The sequence below is a fragment of the Halobacteriovorax sp. DA5 genome (genome assembly GCF_002903145.1).
Lineage (GTDB): Bacteria > Bdellovibrionota > Bacteriovoracia > Bacteriovoracales > Bacteriovoracaceae > Halobacteriovorax_A.
The window spans coordinates 416,486-435,307 of record NZ_PPDJ01000003.1 but is presented as its reverse complement, the minus strand read 5'-3'; the positions used below and the strand labels follow the sequence as shown (position 1 = coordinate 435,307).

The 18,822-nt window shown below is 35.7% G+C and carries 18 protein-coding genes and 2 pseudogenes; 5 read left to right on the top strand and 15 right to left on the bottom strand.

All coding sequences use genetic code 11. From position 1 onward, the window contains the following. The first annotated feature begins 419 nt into the window (after window positions 1-419). Entirely contained in the window at window positions 420-1,475 is a 1,056-nt protein-coding gene (locus C0Z22_RS08790) for a M4 family metallopeptidase (RefSeq protein WP_103217988.1), read from the top strand. A gap of 297 nt (window positions 1,476-1,772) precedes the next feature. Here C0Z22_RS08790 and C0Z22_RS08785 read toward each other — a convergent pair. Beyond that, a pseudogene (locus C0Z22_RS08785) lies at window positions 1,773-1,863 on the bottom strand (DUF188 domain-containing protein); the annotation flags it as partial. A 64-nt stretch (window positions 1,864-1,927) separates the two neighbouring features. After that, complete coding sequence (locus C0Z22_RS08780; protein WP_146037848.1) at window positions 1,928-2,209, bottom strand: hypothetical protein; 282 nt, start codon at window positions 2,207-2,209, stop codon at window positions 1,928-1,930. Between the two features lie 79 nt (window positions 2,210-2,288). Here C0Z22_RS08780 and C0Z22_RS08775 point away from each other — a divergent pair, with 79 nt between their 5' ends. Further along, window positions 2,289-3,266 carry a 2-hydroxyacid dehydrogenase gene (locus C0Z22_RS08775; RefSeq protein ID WP_103217986.1) on the top strand — a complete coding sequence of 326 codons (978 nt, stop codon included), beginning with the start codon at window positions 2,289-2,291 and terminating at the stop codon, window positions 3,264-3,266. Between the two features lie 2 nt (window positions 3,267-3,268). Here C0Z22_RS08775 and C0Z22_RS08770 read toward each other — a convergent pair. The 6 genes and pseudogenes from C0Z22_RS08770 to C0Z22_RS08745 all read right to left on the bottom strand — a co-directional run. Further along, a pseudogene (locus tag C0Z22_RS08770) lies at window positions 3,269-3,970 on the bottom strand (C1 family peptidase); the annotation flags it as partial. A 445-nt stretch (window positions 3,971-4,415) separates the two neighbouring features. Further along, entirely contained in the window at window positions 4,416-4,847 is a 432-nt protein-coding gene (locus C0Z22_RS08765) for a thioredoxin domain-containing protein (protein WP_103217984.1), read from the bottom strand. Between the two features lie 56 nt (window positions 4,848-4,903). Further along, a complete protein-coding gene (locus tag C0Z22_RS08760) occupies window positions 4,904-6,166 on the bottom strand; it encodes an NCS2 family permease (protein WP_103217983.1) in 1,263 nt (420 codons plus the stop codon). Between the two features lie 62 nt (window positions 6,167-6,228). Then, complete coding sequence (locus tag C0Z22_RS08755) at window positions 6,229-7,074, bottom strand: EamA family transporter (RefSeq protein WP_103217982.1); 846 nt, start codon at window positions 7,072-7,074, stop codon at window positions 6,229-6,231. 16 nt (window positions 7,075-7,090) lie between these two features. Next, window positions 7,091-7,483 (bottom strand): MepB family protein, encoded by a 393-nt coding sequence (locus tag C0Z22_RS08750; protein WP_255407617.1) that lies wholly within the window; start codon window positions 7,481-7,483, stop codon window positions 7,091-7,093. Window positions 7,484-7,515: 32 nt separating this feature from the next. Then, window positions 7,516-8,424 carry a LysR family transcriptional regulator gene (locus tag C0Z22_RS08745; RefSeq protein ID WP_103217980.1) on the bottom strand — a complete coding sequence of 303 codons (909 nt, stop codon included), beginning with the start codon at window positions 8,422-8,424 and terminating at the stop codon, window positions 7,516-7,518. An 88-nt stretch (window positions 8,425-8,512) separates the two neighbouring features. On the opposite strand from C0Z22_RS08745, the gene C0Z22_RS08740 reads away from it, so the two are divergent. Then, on the top strand, window positions 8,513-9,733 hold the full coding sequence (locus tag C0Z22_RS08740; protein WP_103217979.1) for an NAD(P)/FAD-dependent oxidoreductase: 1,221 nt from the start codon (window positions 8,513-8,515) through the stop codon (window positions 9,731-9,733). Here the strand turns inward: C0Z22_RS08740 and C0Z22_RS08735 are convergent. After that, the gene (locus C0Z22_RS08735; protein WP_103217978.1) at window positions 9,723-10,169 is read right to left on the bottom strand and encodes a YiiD C-terminal domain-containing protein; all 447 of its coding nucleotides are present in this window, start codon (window positions 10,167-10,169) and stop codon (window positions 9,723-9,725) included. The two genes, C0Z22_RS08740 and C0Z22_RS08735, sit on opposite strands and share 11 nt — an antisense overlap. Before the next feature lie 146 nt (window positions 10,170-10,315). On the opposite strand from C0Z22_RS08735, the gene C0Z22_RS08730 reads away from it, so the two are divergent. Then, window positions 10,316-10,945 carry a hypothetical protein gene (locus C0Z22_RS08730; RefSeq protein ID WP_103217977.1) on the top strand — a complete coding sequence of 210 codons (630 nt, stop codon included), beginning with the start codon at window positions 10,316-10,318 and terminating at the stop codon, window positions 10,943-10,945. A gap of 5 nt (window positions 10,946-10,950) precedes the next feature. Here C0Z22_RS08730 and C0Z22_RS08725 read toward each other — a convergent pair whose 3' ends face one another. From C0Z22_RS08725 to C0Z22_RS08700, 6 genes are all read right to left on the bottom strand, one after another. After that, window positions 10,951-12,240: a DEAD/DEAH box helicase gene (locus C0Z22_RS08725; RefSeq protein ID WP_103217976.1), complete on the bottom strand. Its 1,290-nt coding sequence runs from the start codon at window positions 12,238-12,240 to the stop codon at window positions 10,951-10,953. Between the two features lie 149 nt (window positions 12,241-12,389). Continuing rightward, window positions 12,390-12,842, bottom strand: coding sequence for a YaiI/YqxD family protein (locus tag C0Z22_RS08720; RefSeq protein ID WP_103217996.1), 453 nt, complete (start codon window positions 12,840-12,842; stop codon window positions 12,390-12,392). Window positions 12,843-12,856: 14 nt separating this feature from the next. Further along, window positions 12,857-14,236, bottom strand: a complete 1,380-nt coding sequence (gene dbpA, locus C0Z22_RS08715; protein ID WP_103217975.1) for an ATP-dependent RNA helicase DbpA — start codon at window positions 14,234-14,236, stop codon at window positions 12,857-12,859. Window positions 14,237-14,328: 92 nt separating this feature from the next. Next, window positions 14,329-15,078, bottom strand: a complete 750-nt coding sequence (locus tag C0Z22_RS08710; RefSeq protein ID WP_103217974.1) for an arylamine N-acetyltransferase — start codon at window positions 15,076-15,078, stop codon at window positions 14,329-14,331. Beyond that, window positions 15,062-15,532, bottom strand: coding sequence for a DMT family transporter (locus C0Z22_RS08705; RefSeq protein WP_158246866.1), 471 nt, complete (start codon window positions 15,530-15,532; stop codon window positions 15,062-15,064). Before C0Z22_RS08705 ends, C0Z22_RS08710 begins: the two co-directional genes overlap by 17 nt. A gap of 54 nt (window positions 15,533-15,586) precedes the next feature. Next, the gene (locus tag C0Z22_RS08700) at window positions 15,587-16,174 is read right to left on the bottom strand and encodes a Crp/Fnr family transcriptional regulator (RefSeq protein WP_158246865.1); all 588 of its coding nucleotides are present in this window, start codon (window positions 16,172-16,174) and stop codon (window positions 15,587-15,589) included. Between the two features lie 254 nt (window positions 16,175-16,428). Here C0Z22_RS08700 and C0Z22_RS08695 point away from each other — a divergent pair, with 254 nt between their 5' ends. After that, window positions 16,429-18,822, top strand: coding sequence for a methyl-accepting chemotaxis protein (locus C0Z22_RS08695; protein WP_103217971.1), 2,394 nt, complete (start codon window positions 16,429-16,431; stop codon window positions 18,820-18,822).

The following is an 18,822-nucleotide window of genomic DNA, read 5'->3' as shown; positions in this document are numbered from 1 at the left end:
CCTTCAAGTGTGAAGAGCCATTCTTTCGCAAGCCTATGCAGACTCAGCGTTAAGAGCTTACGCTCTCACCGCAGGTCAGAACCCACTCGGCTTTTTTTTTGGACGCGAAAAATGCCACGAAGGCATTTTGCGCGGAACACCCCTGCACGACCGAGCAGGATGCGAGGGAGAGAGGGTTCTCCGCAAAATTTCCAATCTACATTTATACGTACACACGATGATGGGACGATTCGGGTAACCAACCAAGCAATCTCAATTACATTTTTATAGTACTGACTCTTTATCGCAAAGAGCAGGAGCAGATGACGCAACTCATCCCAGCAAGTCCATCGGTACGTCGATTGCCTGTAGTTTTTACAAAATACTGAAATTATAATTATATATGTTGCGACTCATATTTAGACTCCTTATAAGAGCATATGTATCAATTATTAGCTCTTGTAACCATTTTCATATCGCTTAAGGCTTTTCCTTATAACTTTGCTAATCAGTTTAAAGATCACCGTATGGTCACATGTCATAGTAAAGATTCTCGAGGTCAGACTCAGGTGTTTCACGTTGTTGAAAATATTTATAGTGCTCAACAATACCTTCACTCCAAAGAATATAAAGTTACAACTACTACAGGTCACAGCAATGGCAACCTAAACAATGATCCATTGTATTTCCTCTCTGATGATTTTTGGGGAGTACCAGGAAAAATTGTACAATCACAAAATTGCTTATTCTCAAACCCTGCTCTCGTAGATACTCATGTTAATACTATAAAAACAATAAGAATCGTAAAAGAGCACTTAGGGTTTAATAGCTTTGATAATAAAGGCGCGGAAGTAATTTCAGTGCTTTTAAAAAAAGGCTCATTTAATGATAATGCAAGATGGTGGGATAAAGATAAAAATATAATTACATTCGGGCAGAGTTCAGATATTTCAGATCACACACACTTGTCTGCAAGTATTGGAATCGTTGCCCATGAATTTGCTCATGGGCTGTTAGCAAATACAATAGAACTTGCTTCCGAAGGTGACCAGGGATCACTCAATGAAGCATTTGCAGATATTATCGGGGTTTTTGTTTGCTTTAAAAATAATCCAAGTGCAGATTGCTATCAGTTAGGACATGAAGCATATATTGGTCAGGGTAATTGCTTACGTGATATTTCAAACCCAGAACAAAATGGTCAAGCAAGTAACTTTGACGAATACAAGCCTAATGGCCCTAATGTTTATTATAATGCAGGCATAGTAACGAATGCTTTTTATCTCTTGTCTGAGGGAACAGCTGAATTTGAGGGTGTAGGATATGAAGTTGCAACTGAAGTTTTTTTCAATGCTTACATGAAATATCTTAATAAGAATTCAACTATCAGGGATATAAAGTTGGCAACAGTTAAATATTTAAATGAAGCCCAAGACTTAAATCATAAGCAAACACTTAAAACCCTGCTTTCTGTATGGAAGCATATTGGGCCATAAAAGAAGCAATCCCACTAACCTATTTTAATCTACTTCGCTTTACTTGCAGCACGTCTGCGTCTCGCACTTCTTTGCTGATTATTCGACTTACTCGTTTTGTTGTCTTTAGACTTCGCACCACTTCTTGAAGAAGCCTGCTTCTTCTTTTCTGAACGTCGATTATTTTGAGGTTGTGTAGGAGCTCCTGCGACACCATGAAATGGGTGATCCTTATCTTGAGGAATTTGATACTTAATCGTTTTCTCAATATCCTTTAAAAGGTTCTTTTCTGTGTCATCACAAAATGAAATAGCAACTCCATCTCGGCCAGCTCTTGCATGAAATCTCTCATTGAAAGGCGCTCTCCAATATTCTGTTCATAGAGCTCTCCGCGTGGGTTAATAGCAAGCGTCCGCATCCACCCATATTTTAAATTCTTGTTTTTTCATTAACTAAGTTCCTATAATTCCCATTTAAAGTTCATGAGAACACCAACCGTTAAGATCTCTTAAGTCAGGGTTGGTAGAAATATCTTTTCCTACGCTAGCTTTAGCAATCATTGTTGTTATATCAAAAGAAGTATTCTGACATACTTGAGTACAACTCTCACCTGCTGATGCTCGAATATCTTTTTGTTCGCTACAAATACAAAAATCTTCAATAATAACAGAGTTATTTGGTCTAATCACCGGTACTTGCGCAAATGTTTGTAAAGATAAGAGTGTTAGCATTATTTGTTTCATGAAGAACTTCATTTTAAGATTATAAGTTACAATATTAACAATATTTGTATCATATACTAGATATAATTTATTACCGCCTAAGAGAGGAAGTATGAAGATAATTGTTTTCAGTACCCACAATTTTGAAAAAGAATATTTATTAAAGCAAGCGAATGGACACAATGTCACATTCATCAAAGAGCAACTTAATCCAGAAACTGCACAACTTGCTAAAGGTCATGATGTCGTTTGTATTTTTACAAATGATAAAGTGAGTAAAGAAGTTCTAGACCAGCTAAGTGATTTTGGTATTAAGCTCATCACACTAAGATGTGCAGGTTTTAATAACGTCGATTTGGAATACGCTAAATCAAAAAAAATCCCTGTTACAAGAGTTCCAGAATACTCCCCTCAAGCAATTGCAGAGCATACGATGGCAATGATTCTAACTTTAAATAGAAAAACTCATAAGGCGTATAATCGCGTTAGAGAGAATAATTTTAATCTCGATGGACTTGTCGGTTTTGACCTTTATAAGAAAACGATTGGAGTTATTGGTACGGGTAAGATTGGGAAAGCCTTTTGTAAGATAGCCCTTGGTTTTGGATGTCGAGTTCTAGCGTTTGACCTAACAAAAGACACTGAGTTAGAGAAGCTGGGTGTTGAGTATGTTGGATTTGATGAAATTTTAAAAGAATCGAAGATCATCTCACTTCATATTCCTCTTAATAAAAGCTCATACCATCTCATTAATGATGCCAATATTGCTAAAATGCAAGACGGTGTCGTTCTTATTAATACAAGTCGTGGAGGGCTCGTCGATACGAAGGCCCTTATTAAAAACCTAAAAGAGAAGAAGATATTAGCTGCAGGTCTTGATGTATATGAAGAAGAGGAAAATCTATTCTTTGATGATCACTCTCAAGACGTACTTCAAGATGATGACCTAGCAAGGTTAATGACTTTTCCAAATGTTCTAATTACTTCTCATCAAGCTTTCTTAACTCATGAGGCATTAAGTAATATTGCACAGACAACATTTGAAAGTATTAATTCAATTGAGAGTCAGAATTTTAAATATCTTATTTGATATTATTTTCTGATATCGGCCAAAAAACGGTCCCATCTAAATGAGATGGGATCAACTGCATGTTTCATGACATAGTCATAAGACATATAACCATAGCCTTCATCACCCCACTCACTTGACCAACTATTTTTGAATTGAAAGATTCTCTTTTCTTTGTCGTATCCAGTAAAGTGAATCGCATGGCCATAGCAGGCGACTTCACCAGACTCACACTTTGCAAAAACTTCATCAGGAAGTGTCACATGGGCATTTTCCCAAAGAGGAGAATAAACGAGAACTGTTGCAACAAGGCCATTCCCACTTCTAATCTCATCTTCGTATAAATCAGTTTTGGATTTCCAAGAGCTCCACAGATTTGTGACCATTTTCACTTCTAACCCATCCACCTTCACTCTCTTAAGCGAGCTAGTATCGACTGGAGCATGGGAGAAGCAATATGAAGGCGCGCTTTCATCAAATGGATCGAATTGCGAGCAAGGGCCATTATTTTCAAAATAACTCATTTGGTAAGGAAGCTGGGCCTCTTCGATAAAGAAGTATTGATTGCGAAAATTACGTGCAATTTCGTAAGTGTACCCATGCTCAGCATTTGGATATTCTCCAAAGTGCTCTTTTCCATAGTAGATTTGAAATTGCTCTGAAATATCGAATTCCATATCAAATCTCTTCTTAATGGCACCCTCAAGCATGGCCGTAACCGCAAAGTATGCACATGTATTTCTGTCTTTTGGTTTTTAACTGGAGTTTGATACTGTCTAATCGACACCATTTCAGCGTTAACACCAAGAGATAATAATAGGCTTAAGATTATGATTTTCATGAATTTCCCTTCTTTATTCTCGCTGAATTTAGTAAAAAGGAAGAACTTCTTCAAATGACTTCTTAAAAATCAGTTACATTTACAGGACTATTCGATACTTATCTCTCGTAAGGGCTTGAAAATCTGTATAAATAAGAAAGCCTCCACTTAAGGAGGCTTTGAAATTATATAATAATGATTGTACCTAAATAGTTAAACATAATACGCTCCTTCAATAATTCACCTAATTAGATTTAGATGATAAATAAACCATAACCCATATTGAGAAAGCGCATAACAACCAAGTTAAAAGTACCTGAATATGGAACTTATTAAAGTTGTTGGTTATATTAAAAAATAGAGAGCATTTGATCTAACTGCCCAACTTGCAAAACGCCACTTTGTGAATGTTCTAGCTTTGCCCCTTTAAAGATGAGAGTAGTTGGTATTCCTCGAATTCCATACTTAACAGAGATCATTGGATTCTTTTCAGTATCAATTTTATAAAACTCTGCAGACTGCCAATTCTTTTGAGCAAACTCTGTGAAAATTGGGCCATACATTTTACATGGGCCACACCAGTCTGCGTAAGCGTCAACAAAGACAGGAAGTTCAGAGTGTTGAATGATCTTTTCTAACTTATCAAAGGTAATACTTTGAACTTTTGCACTTGTGTCCAAATCTTTAGAGCACTTTCCACATACAGCACCACTAGCCGAAAGTTTTGTTTTATCAATTCGATTAATTGCACCGCATGATTCACAGATAATAATTTTTTTCATTTTTCACTCCTTAATCCTAATATACCAATAAAAACTTAAAAAATATTTGATAGAGATCAATGAAAAATTATATATAGACCGGCAACAATAGAAAGTAAGCATTCTGTAAGGCTTAAGTCCTTTATACGACCAGCAACAATATATAAAATAGTATGAACAAATAATCCCCACATGATTCCCGTTGTAATTGAGAAGCTTAGTGGAATAAGTACAATACATAAGAATGCAGGAATCATTTCTTCAAATTTTTCGAAATTTATTGATGAGATATTCTTAAACATGAGGATGCCAACAAAGATAAGAACTGGAGCCGTTGCATAGCTTGGAATGGACTGTGCAAATGGAGCAAGAAAGAGAAAAGGAAGAAAACAAATCGCTGTAATAACTGATGTTAATCCTGTGCGGCCACCGACGCTTACTCCTGCGGAACTTTCGACAAAGGTTGTTGTCGTAGAAGTTCCAAAGAACGCAGAAAAGAGAGTCGCAAGTGCATCAACAGTTAGGGCCTGTTTCATATTCTTAATTTCACCCTTTTCATTTTTAAGATTAGCTGTCTCTGCAACTCCAATGAAAGTCGATAATGAATCAAAAAGATCAGTCATCATAAGAGTGAGAATACTTGGGATATAAGCAATCTTTATGGCCCCCAAGATATCTGCTTGCATAAAGTAGCTAAAGTCAGGAGTTGCAAAGAAGTTTTCAGGAAGAGTCGACTTTCCAAAGAGAGCTCCTAGTGTCCAAGTAAAAAATATCCCTATCAGAAGACTTCCAGGAATATTCTTCTTAAATAAGGCAATAATAAGAACAAAGCCAAGGATGACTGCTCCCCCCTCACTTGAAAGCGGTGCTGTTTGAACAAGTGTTACTGGATGGTCAATGATAATGCCGGTATTCTTAAGACCAATGAATGCAAGGAAAATACCGATCCCAACGGCCATGGCCATTCTTAAGTTCTTTGGAATCGATTTAACTAACTTCTCTCTAAATGGCGTCACTGACAAGATAACAAAGACAACACCTGACCAAAAGACCAGGCCCAAGGCTTGCTCCCAGGGAATTTTTTGGTCGAGAATTAATGTATAAGTAAAGAAAGCATTAAGCCCCATTCCAGGAGCAAGGGCAAAAGGTAGCTTTGCGATGAGACCCATAAGAAGTGTTGCAACGAAACTGGCCAGGATAGTCCCTGTCATAACAGCAGAAAAAGACATTCCCGTGCCATCTGATGATAAGATGAGTGGATTAACAAAAATAATATAACTCATCGTTAAGAAGGTTGTGATTCCTGCAATGACTTCTGTGCGAATACTATTTGCTTTCATACATGTATTCTAGCATTTCAGTTTAGGACAAAAAAACTTAAATAATATTCACAACTCTTACATTAACAATCTTGAGTTCTCCTATTTTCAATCAAAATACCACAAATTATAATGAAAGCACCGAGTAGAAATGATGTCCATTGAATCTTTGCTCCCCAGAAGAAGACGTTAACAAGTATAGCTGCAGGGATAACTGCATTATTCATAACAGCGAGTTCTCCGTATGAAACTTGCTTAGAACCAGTATTCCAAAGATAGTAACACACACCAGATGCAATAAAGCCTAACCACAACAAGACTCCCCACTGCAAGGATGTAATTTGTGAAAGATTTGCGAAGGTTGATCTAGAGATTAAAACAAATGAGATTGGAATAAGGGCACCTAAAAAGAACAGTGCAAATTTTTGCATCTGATTTTGTTCAGAGATTATCTTGCGATAAAGAACCTGTCCTAGTCCAAAACAGATATTTGCTCCCTGAACAAGTAAGAAGCCGATAATATAGTCATTTGAGATCTCACTCCACTTTATGATGGCCGCACCAAAAACAACTAAGAAAACACTGAAGAGCTGTCTTAAGATAAAGCGTCTCTCAATAATATTTCCAATAATTGAAATAATGAGAGGTGTTGAAATAGTAAAAAGTGCTACTTCTGATACTGATAGATACTTAAAGGAATTGTAATAAAAGAGGTACATCACTCCGATTTGCAATATTCCAATGAGCATTGTCTTAAGAGATTCTACTCTAAAAATATTTCTAAAATTTAAAAATGGAACAAACACTAAGAATGCGAAAAGGAGTCTTAGAAATATGGCCAGATAGGTATCCATCTTACCAGCAATATATTGCCCTATTAGACTAAATGAAAATGCCCATAAAACTGTAACAAGTATTAATCTTTTCATTTGGCTATACTAGCTTCTAACGAATCCCTTGAAAAGTTCCATTAAAGAAATAATCGAGTTGCCATTTTTGTGAACTGATAGCCTGTTTACTAGTAGCTTGATCCCATTTGGGGTAAAGACGAAATCCACGCTTTCCTTCTTTATATTCACTAGAGAGAATACCTTTTTTCACTAGAGCATCTTTTGGAAATAAGAAGTAACCCTGTTCACTTTCTGTATCGCAAATAATCAAAACATAATCGAGAGGGTCATTTAAGTGGTATGGTATTGTTTTTCCACTTTCGTCTCTCTTCCACAATGTGACAAATTGGCCAACTTTCTTAGGTGTTACTTTGGAAGATCGTTGAATATAGTACTTTCCTTCATATATATATGAACAACCATTATATTCCTGCGCTTCCTCATGAATAATATATGAATCAAGTTTTTCACTTATCTTTTTTATGTCAATCTCTCCGATAAAAACTCTTCTAATACTTCTAGTTTCTTTGAACTAGAAGGTTTTCTAGAGGTTAAGAAAAATAGACTATGAGATGGAAGCTCCCAACTCTTAAATAATTCAATTAACTCACCTCTTTGTATTTGTTCATCTACTAAGTAACGAGGTACATTGAGAATCCCAACTCCTAACTCACAAGCCTTTATGAGAGACATTAAATTATTCGATTTATATGAGCCTTGTACTTGAATATGACTAATCTTTTGACCTTTCTTGAAGCTCCAAATAAAAGGGCTATCTCCTCTTAGATATAGCAAGCAGTTATGCCTGCTTAAAGATTCAAGGTTTGTTGGCTTTTTAAAATGATCAATATAGTAAGGGGAAGCACAAATAACACGGTCGATTTGTGTAACTCTTTTCATATAAAGATTTGAATCTTTTAATTGAAATGCCGTTCTAATACTTAAATCGATATTATGTTCAACAGGGTCAAGTACTCTATCTGTCAAAATCAAATCAATTTCAACATATGGATAATGAAGCTGAAATTCAGCAAAAATTGACGCCAAGAAGCTTTGACCGATTGTCGTTGGCGCAGTAATACGAATAACACCTTTAACTGAGTCAACAACTCCATGTAACTGCTCTTCTAGATTATTTAATTCCTCTAAAAGATTTTTAGACTTCTCAAGAGTGAGCATTCCCTCTTCGGTAAGAACAAAAGATCGAGTTGTTCTTTTAAATAGTACAACTCCGAGATAACTCTCTAATTTCTGAATCTCTTTAGTTATATTTGAAGCTGATGTTCCTAGAAATTTAGCTGCTTTTGCAAATGTTCCCTCTCGAGCAACTACAGTTGCCACCTGAAGGGCATATAAACGATCAAATGTAGTCTTTTCTATTATTTCCATATTAGAAATAAATTATTTCAAATTAGCTTTATTGTTTCAAGCGCAAAATTGAATTAAATTTAAAATATACTAGAACAAGGGGGAAATCATGAAGAAAATAAAAGTGGTCATTATTGGAGCTGGCTTTGCAGGAATTGCCCTGGCAAAAGGTCTTGCTAATAAAGATTCTTTTGAAGTCGTGATACTAGACAAGAAAAATCATCATTTATTCCACCCTCTTCTTTACCAAGTAGCATCTGCATCCCTATCTCCAGGAGATATATCAATGCCAATACGTGAAATCTTATCTCATGCTAAAAATATCAAAGTACACATGCAGGAAGTTGTCTCAATTGATAAAGATCTAAAAGTTATAGAATGTAAAAGTGGTGATGAATATCAATACGACTACCTAGCTGTAGCAACAGGATCAAAACCTTTCTACTTTGGCAATGATGACTGGGAAAAGAGTGCCCCTGGCTTAAAGACTCTAACTGATGCTCTTAGTATTCGTGACCGTGTCCTTTACTCATTTGAAAAAGAAGAGATAAAGCTTAATCAAGAAGAAAAGAAGTTAAACATTGTTATTATTGGTGGTGGCCCAACTGGAGTAGAGCTTGCGGGGGCATTTGCAGAAGTTGCCTATAAAACTCTTGTTAACGAATATCACGACTTCGATCCAAAACTAACAAAGATATATCTAATTGAAGGTGGTCAACATATTCTCTCAAGCTATAGCCATCCAACTTCAGAAAAGGCTAAGAACTATCTCGAAAAGCTAGGTGTGATTGTTTTAACAGATGAAGTCGTTGAAGAAATTGGTGACGATTATATAAAAACTAAAAGCCAGAAAATTGAATCTAAGAATATCATATGGGCAGCAGGAAATCGCGCAACAAAGTTAATTTCAAAGCTTGGTGTTGAACAAGACAGAATGGGACGTGCAATAGTAGAAAAAGACTTAAGTTTAAAAGATTTTCCCGAAATTTTCATTTTAGGAGATGCAGCTAACTTCCAGTCATTAGACGGTAGCCCACTTCCCTCTCTTGCACCAGTTGCGGCCCAACAAGGAAAGCATCTTGCCAAGCAACTACTAAAAAATAAGCGCTTTGCCTTCAAATACCTTGATAAAGGATCGATGGCGACAGTAGGTAAATACAAAGCTGTACTAGAATGGAAAGGTGTTAAGCTAGCAGGTCCAATTGCATGGCTTGCGTGGAGTCTTGTCCATATCTTCTTCTTAATCAACTTTAGAAATAAGGTTATGGTCTTTATGCAATGGGCGTGGTCGCTTCTTTCTAATAAGAGAAGAATTCGTATTATAAAGTAGCAACAAAGCGTCCTTTAAAGCTCGCTCTAACACTGTCTCCTACCATAATCTTTGAATGAACATTTAAGCGGCCGACTTTGCGTCGCTTAAGTGATTGTATGAAATTATTTACTGAAGCTTCATCAATTTCTGCAATGGCCTCAAAGTCAGAATCCACGGGCATAAGATAATCAATCTCACTATTTTGGATAACGAGAGACTTGAAATCAATATTATGAACTTTCATCGTATGATGAGTTAAGAGGTAGCAAGAAAGAATTGCTAGTGTATTAATACTTCCACCAAATGCAGTTCCTTCATAATTAATATTCTTACTTAAAGGAGCTTTTAGTACGATTTTCTGATCTTCTACAGTCTTAATTTCAAGCTTCATTCCTGAGACGACTGGAATCGACTCCAGTAAATCACGCTTGTATTGCTCGGAAATCTTTTTCATATCAATAACCTCCAACTCTCAATTCATAGTATAACCATATGAAATCACGTCTGTCTAATTTTAGAACAGGCACTCATTTTTTCATATTTTCACCATCAAACTAACTAATTAGTTAAGATGATCAAAATAATTTAAGAGGACGACATATGAAGAAATTGATAATGCCACTAAGTATCTTACTATCTCTCTCTGCCCTATCGAGCACTGAAAATATTAGTGATATGCGATTTAACATCAAACCAAACATGATGCAGGCGCAAGAAGATTCATATTCTAGAATGGCCAGAGAGTATGTAGAGCTTTCGGAAAAGTACAAAGATATAGTTATTGGAGACAGTGAACAATCAACTCGAGCTGCCTCAATCTTTTTTGAAAAATATATAAAGAATAATGAAGAAAGACCCCAAGATTTTAAAGTCCTAGGACTAAGTCGTGAATCGGCCCTTTTCTTATCAAATTCTAAGTCTGACTACTTTGTCGAAAATGATGATCCTTGTAGTGCTTTACATAACCAAGGAGATATTTCAAATAAATGGTGTCATGCAGGCTTTTCTAAAGTTGCTTACGCTGTAGCGAAAGAAAATGGACTTGGAGAATTTCTTTCACAAGGTGCGGGTTTACTCGTCTTTGTTATTAAGGAATTCGGTGATAAGAATTATGATTTCTCAGATATTAATACTGCCCCAATTGGCGGGAAAATCGGTCAAAACACAGAAGTCTACACCACTTTTATGCTAGATGGTGCGACTTACTTTGAGTTTTTAACGCGTTTTTAGTGTTCTTAAAGAGACGATGATTTAGACTTTTGTTTTGCTCTTCTTCGCCTAGCGCTTCTTTGCTTATTGTTATTATCTTTAGAAGATTTTGCTCTAAGCCTAGGCGTCCTAGGAGCTCTAGGCGCCTCTTGTGAGTCAGGTTGCCCCGCAACTCCATGAAAAGCATGATTCGTGTCGACAGGAATTTTGTAGTTAATCGTTTTTTCAATATCGTTTAATAGCTTTGTTTCTGTATCGTCGCAAAAAGAGATAGCAATCCCTTCTCTTCCAGCACGAGCAGTTCTCCCAATACGATGTACATAACTCTTAGGATCATCAGGAAGATTATAATTAATAACATGAGTGATATGGGAAACATCAATTCCACGAGCAGCAATATCAGTAGCAACAAGCACCCTAACAGTTCCCTTTCTAAAACCACCCAAGGCCTTCTCTCGTGCCCCCTGAGACTTATTGCCATGTATTGCAGCGGCCGTAATTCCAACTTGATCCAGATGCTTAACCACACGATTAGCGCCATGCTTAGTTTTAGTAAAAACAAGCACGTGCTCAATTGTAGTATCCTCTAAAATATTCTTTAAAAGCTTCGGCTTATTTGTTCTATGAACAAGATTTATCTTTTGATCAATTTTTTCAACTGTTGTCGACTCAGGTGTCACTTCAACTTTCTTAGGCTTAACAAGCAATTTCTTAGAAAGGTTCACAATATCCTGAGGCATTGTGGCCGAAAATAAGAGAGTTTGTCTTTTTTCAGGGAGTTTAGCAATGATCTTGTTAACGTCTCTAATGAAGCCCATATCTAGCATACGATCGGCTTCATCAAGAACAAAAGTTTCTAGTTGTTCAAAACGAACGTGGCCATCACCCATTAGATCTAGAAGTCTGCCTGGTGTTGCAACGATAATATCCATTCCACGTGACAGTTTCTGAACTTGAGGCCTAGGACTAACACCTCCAAAGATAACTGCGGATGAAATCCCCAATCCTTTAGAGTATTCTTTTATATTCTCTTCTATCTGCGATGCTAATTCTCTTGTCGGAGTTAAGATTAGACACCTCATACGAGCTGGTTTTGTTTTTATTTTTTTAATTTTTAAATTATTTAAAATAGGAAGAGAGAATGCAGCAGTCTTTCCAGTTCCCGTTTGAGCAATCCCTAAGATATCTCCACCATCTAATAGGTGTGGAATTGAATTTGCTTGAATCGGCGTTGGTGCTGTATAACCTTTCTTTTTTAATGCAGAAAGAATTTCAGGTAATAGATTTAAAGAATCAAAAGATTTGACTGAAGACATAATAAATATCCTTGCTTAAAAAGCGCTAGTGCCATTGCTTAATCCAAATACTAGCAAAGGCGAATATTTAAAATGTATCTAGATCAACCCTCTTCATCTCCCGAATAGAGATACAAGTCAACCTTTATAATCCCCTCTGTAAACTATATTTACTTAAACCCCTTCTTAGAAAGGATTTTATTTAACGAGTTCGCGAAATTTGCCTTATCCTTAGTACTAAATGCATCAGGTCCCCCTGTAATAAGACCACCATCTCTAAGCTCTTTCATGAAGTCACGCATAGACAAACGTTCTCCGACATTTTCTTCATCATAAAGCTCTCCTCTAGGATTTATAGCAAGAGTTCCATTTTTTACGACCTCTGCAGCTAAAGGAATATCTGCTGTAATAACGAGATCATTAATTTTAGCGTTGTCAGCAATATACATATCAGCAACATCCGCACCGCTATCAACTTTTATAAAAGTAATAAGTTCATGAAGAGGAATATTCATATAAGAGTTTGCGACAAGAACTAATGGAATTTGTAGACGAATAGATGTTTTGAATAAAACCTCTTTTATAACTTTAGGACAGGCATCAGCATCGACCCAAATCTTCATCAGCTCTTTATTCATCATAGAATTCCTAACTTAAATTTTCTTTTTTTAATTTTTCCATTTCGAAGACTTTCAACGACATGCTTTATATGCTCAGCTTTTACAGCAACATAACTCATATTCTTAGTCACCGAAATATCACCAATTTCTTTCGAATCAATTCCAGACTCACCGACGATTGCCCCAACAATATCACCAGGTCTTAGTTTATCTCTTTTCCCTGCATGAATATAGATTGTCGCCATAAGTGGTCTAATATTGTACTCAGTGCTTTCACTAAAATTAGATGGATCAATAATTTCATAATCTCGTGACTGATACTCTTTTATGTTCTCTAAATTATCAATCTCTTGCTCAACAAAGAAACTAACGGCCCTTCCTTCATTTCCAGCTCGTCCAGTACGTCCTATGCGATGAACATAGACCTCAGGATCATTAGAGAGATCATAATTAACAACAAGATCAAGATCTTTAATGTCAATCCCTCTGGCCGCGACATCAGTTGCAGCAATTCCAGAAAGACTTTTATTTGAAAACATCGTTAAAACAGCGGTTCTTTCATTTTGGTCTAGATCACCATGAATTGACTCGACGGCCACACCGGCTTTATAAAGCTCATCAGCAACAACATCAGTTATTCTCTTTGTCTTACAAAAAACGATAAAGCGCTTAGACTGATACTTTCCAAGAACTCTAAAAAGCATATCCATTTTATCTTTATGAGAACCCAGTTGAATAAACTCTTCTTTGATATTTGTTTCTTCATGGACAACATCAACACTAAGTCTAATAGCATCGTTTTGAAGTTTCTTACTTAAATCTTCGATGTCTTCAGGAAATGTTGCCGAAAAAAGTAAAGTCTGTCTTTGCTTTGGAACAAATGCTGAAATTCTCGAGATATCTTCATAAAAGCCCATATCAAGCATACGGTCAGCTTCATCAAGAACATAATTTTTAACAAAATCAAGAACGAGAATTTTTCTTTTTAAAAGCTTCAATACTCTTCCCGGTGTTCCTACCACAATATGGGCACCATGAGATAGAGACTTCTCTTGTTGATACTCTGATCTTCCACCAGTTATTGTTAATACTTTCATGTTAGAAATTGCTCGAGCGAGTTTCCTTAGCTCCATTGCAACTTGTTCTGCTAATTCTCTTGTTGGACATAAAATTAAACATTGTGGTCTTGTTTGTTTAACATCAATAGTATTTAAGACACCAAGTCCAAATGCTACAGTTTTCCCGCTACCTGTTTTAGCTTGAGCAATTATATCCTTGCCTTCAAGAATGATTGGTAAAGACTTTTCCTGAATAGGTGTCATATTCTCAAACTTTAAATCTTTGAGATTGCTTTTTAATCTGCTATCTATCTTTAAATTAGTGAAGCTATTGCTCATACAGTTTATTTCTCTTTTATTATATTTATTAAGTCATTAGTCTCTTTTTATAAGCTTCCCGTCAACCTAAACAATTTAGGCATACTAGCTTATTAAAAATTACTCACAATATCGAATAGATAAGAGCATTCTTCTTTTGTAATATTAACGTTAAATGAATCACTAATTAGCTTATATAACTCCTCTGCTGAGTTTATATCAATACTTTTACGTTCATTTTCATAGATTTCAGAATAGATAAGATTATTGATAAATCTTGTTCCATTTTCGATTTGTTGAGACAAGATGAGAGATGTCGTAAATTTTGAATCATCATGAGTATTTGTATAGTAATTTGCGACCTTAAAATCAGCATCGTTATAATTAGCAAGGTTAAATTGATAGAGAGAAAAGAACCCATCCTCCTTTTTAATTTCTAATTGATAATCAACATCATTAATTTTAGAAACTCGATAAGTTCGCTTATTGAAGCTCTCGACTTCCTGACCAGTTAAAGGGATTACTGCTCCAGGTGTATATGGTCCAAATCCTACATCCACTAAGTATAACTTACCATCATGTGTTATGACTGTAGCCTGATGAGATCTCGGCTTATCATCAGGTGTATCACCGTAAACAACACGACCTAAAACTCTTTTCACCTCAAGGCCATTCTTTTTTAACTTTGTGTAGAAGTATTGATTATTTTCAAAACAATAACCTCCACGCTTTCTCACAATAAGTTTGTTTTCTAAACTCTCATCATCAAGTTTTAAAATTTCTCTATCACTGATTAAAATATCAATGTTGTTAAATGTGTTATTTAGAAGAAACTCTTTAATTTCATTATTTAACTGTTTCATTAATTGCACTCCAATTGATAAAATATACACCTATAAATAAGAAGGCTACGCCAAGAATTTTGTAACGATTTATTTCAATTACAGGTAAGTCAAAAAAACCGAAATGAGAAACAATCATTCCAGCAATAATTTGTCCTGTAATTATACCACTTAATACTTTTGAAACCCCTAAAATTGGCATTAACCAATAAACGAGAGTTAGACCCACAATACTCAGAATACTTCCAGCTCCCCAAAGGTAGAGAGGAACCTCTTTTATAACTTCTAGGCTAGGTATTTTTAGACGTGTACTTAGAAATATGAACATCATAAAAACAGCACTAAAGAAGTAAAGCACAAACGATGAAAAGAAGGGATTATGCGTATACTTAGAAAGTTGCCCATTAAGACTACTTTGTAAAAGGATAAGACATCCCGAAAGAATTGATAATAATACTAAAGCTAAATTTGTCATGCCCCTAATATATAAAAATAGAGGTAACATTTCCTTTACATATGTTGAGAAGAATCAATTAATTGTTTTTCTGATTCGACTCAACTGGGTTGGTGTAATGCCTAGCTTGGAAGCCAAATGATAGAGAGGGACTCGTTTCGCCAATAGAGGATTTTCTGCGATAAAGGAAAGATAGCGCTCCTTTGCTTCCCCATCCAATAAAGATATCTCAACGGGCTCTTTTTCCTTTACCCAGTGTTTTTCTAAATATTTTATGTGATACCACTTTAGGTCTTCATACTTCTCAAGTAGTTCACGGTACTTAGTATGATCTATTTCAACTAAAGTAGAATCCTCAAGTGTTTCAATGCAAATCTCAGAAGGAGTACGATCAAGTGTAGCAACGACTGCAGATGGGAACCTGCCTTCATCAAAGAAGTTCTTATTAACTTCCTTGGCCGCCTCATCTTGTCCCATAGAATAGGCCCTTACAAGTCCCTTGTAGACAAAATAAAACTTTGTTGGAATATCGCCAAAGTTGACTAAAACAGTCCCCTTTTTAAAAGACTTGATTCGCAATGCTTGTTGAAGCTCTCCCCAACAATCGTTCGATAACTCATGATACGAATCCATCACACTCTTCAAATAACTTAAAGCTTCCATAGCTTGTCCTCTATCTCCAACTCGTATCACGAGTAACATAATTGCCAATCTTAATAATTTTTAATTAGGGTTTTTTTATAATTAAAATCAGCAATTTTATTCAAAAAATATTTAACTAACTGTTATCAAAAGACTCCCAGGGTTCAACAAAGTTTATCTATAAAAAAATAACAATATTTACTATAAAGTTATTTAGAAAGTTTTCGATAACTCAGTTAACAATTTTATTTTAGCCTAATGAAAAAGGATAGTTAATGAGTATAAGTAAATTTTCCCTTAATAAAAAACTAGTTCTCGGTTTCTTATTGGCCGGGCTCATCCCTTCATTAACAATTACTTTTGTTGTCTTAAGTAATGTCGACAAGACACTACATGAAAATGCAGAAAATATGTTAGTTTCGATCCGCGAGGGAAGAAGTTTTCAGCTAGAAGAGCTTTACAAAACAATGGCCGGACAGGCATCTGCATTGGCACAAAATATTTCAACGATTGATGCTGCTAGGAAGTTCAAAAGTTCATTTCAATCATTTGAAATAGAGACGAGAACAGACTTTAATGCTGCAAAATCCTCATTAACATCTTTTTATGCAAATGAGTTTGGGCAACAATACAATAAAACAAATATTGGAAAAGAGTTTGATAAGACTAGTGAAATTATCAGAGAACTGAGCAAGAATGAATTACTTCTTCAAAATGCTTTCATCAGTTCAAATAATAATCCTCTTGGTTCAAAGGATGCACTTATTTCTCTTAATGATGGAACAAGCTATTCAAAAACACACGAAAGATATCACCAGGCATTTCGTACTTACTTAAATAAGTTTGGCTACTACGATATTTTCTTAATTGATGCGGGAAAGGGTGAAGTTGTTTATTCAGTATATAAAGAAGCTGACTTCGCAACAAATCTAAAAGTTGGTCCTTACTCTGACTCAGGATTAGCAGAAGCATACAATTTAGCAATGAATGCGACATCAAAAGATGAAGTATTCTTTACTGATATCAAAAAGTATTACCCAAGTTATGAATCTCCTGCTCAATTTATTTCGGCACCTATTTTTGAAAATAACAAACTTAGCGCAGTACTTGTATTCCAAGTTCCAGTTGCAAAGATTAATCAAATCTTAACAAGCGGTGAAAAGTGGAAAGAGCAAGGACAAGGTGATACTGGAGAAACTTATATAATCGGTAAAGATAAGATTATGAGAAGTATCTCTAGAACAATAGTAGAAGATGAAGCTAGCTTTTTTAAGACAATGCACGAAGTTGGATTAAGTAAAGAAGCTATCGATTATATGAAGTCTAAGAAGACTTCAGCGCTTGCAACTAAGATTGATACACTTGGAGCAGATCATGCAATTGCAGGAAAGTCTGGTGCAGAAATCTTTAAAGACTATAGAGATGTAAATGTAATTAGTGCATATAAACCTTTAAACATAAATGGTCTAAACTGGTATATCTTAAGTGAAATGGATGAAGATGAAGCTTTATCTTCACTCTACACTGTAAGAAAAGTTATCATGACTTTAATTACAATTTCAGGGATTGCAATTCTACTACTTGCCCTGACTTTTGCTAAAACAATTTCTAATAGCCTTGTTAAGCTTGCTGAGGGGTTAAAAATTGGAGCACACAATGTACTTAACTCTGCCAATGCCTTAGCTCAAAGTTCATCTGATCTTTCATCAGCAACAGAGCAACAAGCGGCCAGCTTACAAGAGACTTCGGCTTCAATTACAGAGATCTCTGCAATGGTTGATAGAAACTCAGAGAATGCTAATACAACTTCAGACCTATCAGAAAAAAGTCAGGAAAAGGCTCAAGAAGGTAAAAGATATGTAAGTAGCGTAAAACATAAAATCGAAGATATTCATAAGAATAACGAAGTTCTGATCAAGAGTGTTGAAGAAAACAATGTTGAAATTCAAAATATCACTAAAGTGATTGATGAAATTTCAGAAAAAACAAAAGTTATCAACGATATCGTGTTCCAAACAAAGCTTCTATCTTTCAACGCTTCGGTTGAAGCGGCCAGAGCTGGGGAACATGGAAAAGGTTTTGCTGTCGTAGCCGAAGAAGTTGGTGCTCTTGCAGCAATGAGTGGTACAGCGGCCCAAGAAATTACAGAACTACTAGATAGAAGTATTGGGCAAGTACACCGTACAGTTGAAAGCTCTAAGTCTAAAATGTCTGGCATTATCGAGCATGGTAAGAAGTCAGTAGATGAAAGTTTAGTTGAAATCAAAACTTGTGACTCTGTTCTAAGTGAAATCCTAGAAAGCTTCAATGAAGTAAATAGTTCAGTTAGACAGATTGCAGCTTCTTCAACAGAGCAATCTGCCGGTGTTAACGAAATTACAACTGCTGTTCAACAACTTGATGCGGTTACTCAACAGAATACTTCTGTTGCCCACACATCATCTTCAAAAGCAGCAGAACTGAAAGAACAGTCAAACGATCTTTCAAGAATTGTTCAAGATATTCAAATGATCGTATTTGGTGAAAATGAAACTGGAGCAAGCACTATGACAGCGTCAAAAGTGACTCCATCAGTAATTAAAATGCCATTTCCTAAGAAAAAGAATTTGGAACTGATTGACTCTGACTCAATAAGTTCAGATGATTCAAGATTCAAAGATGCTATATAA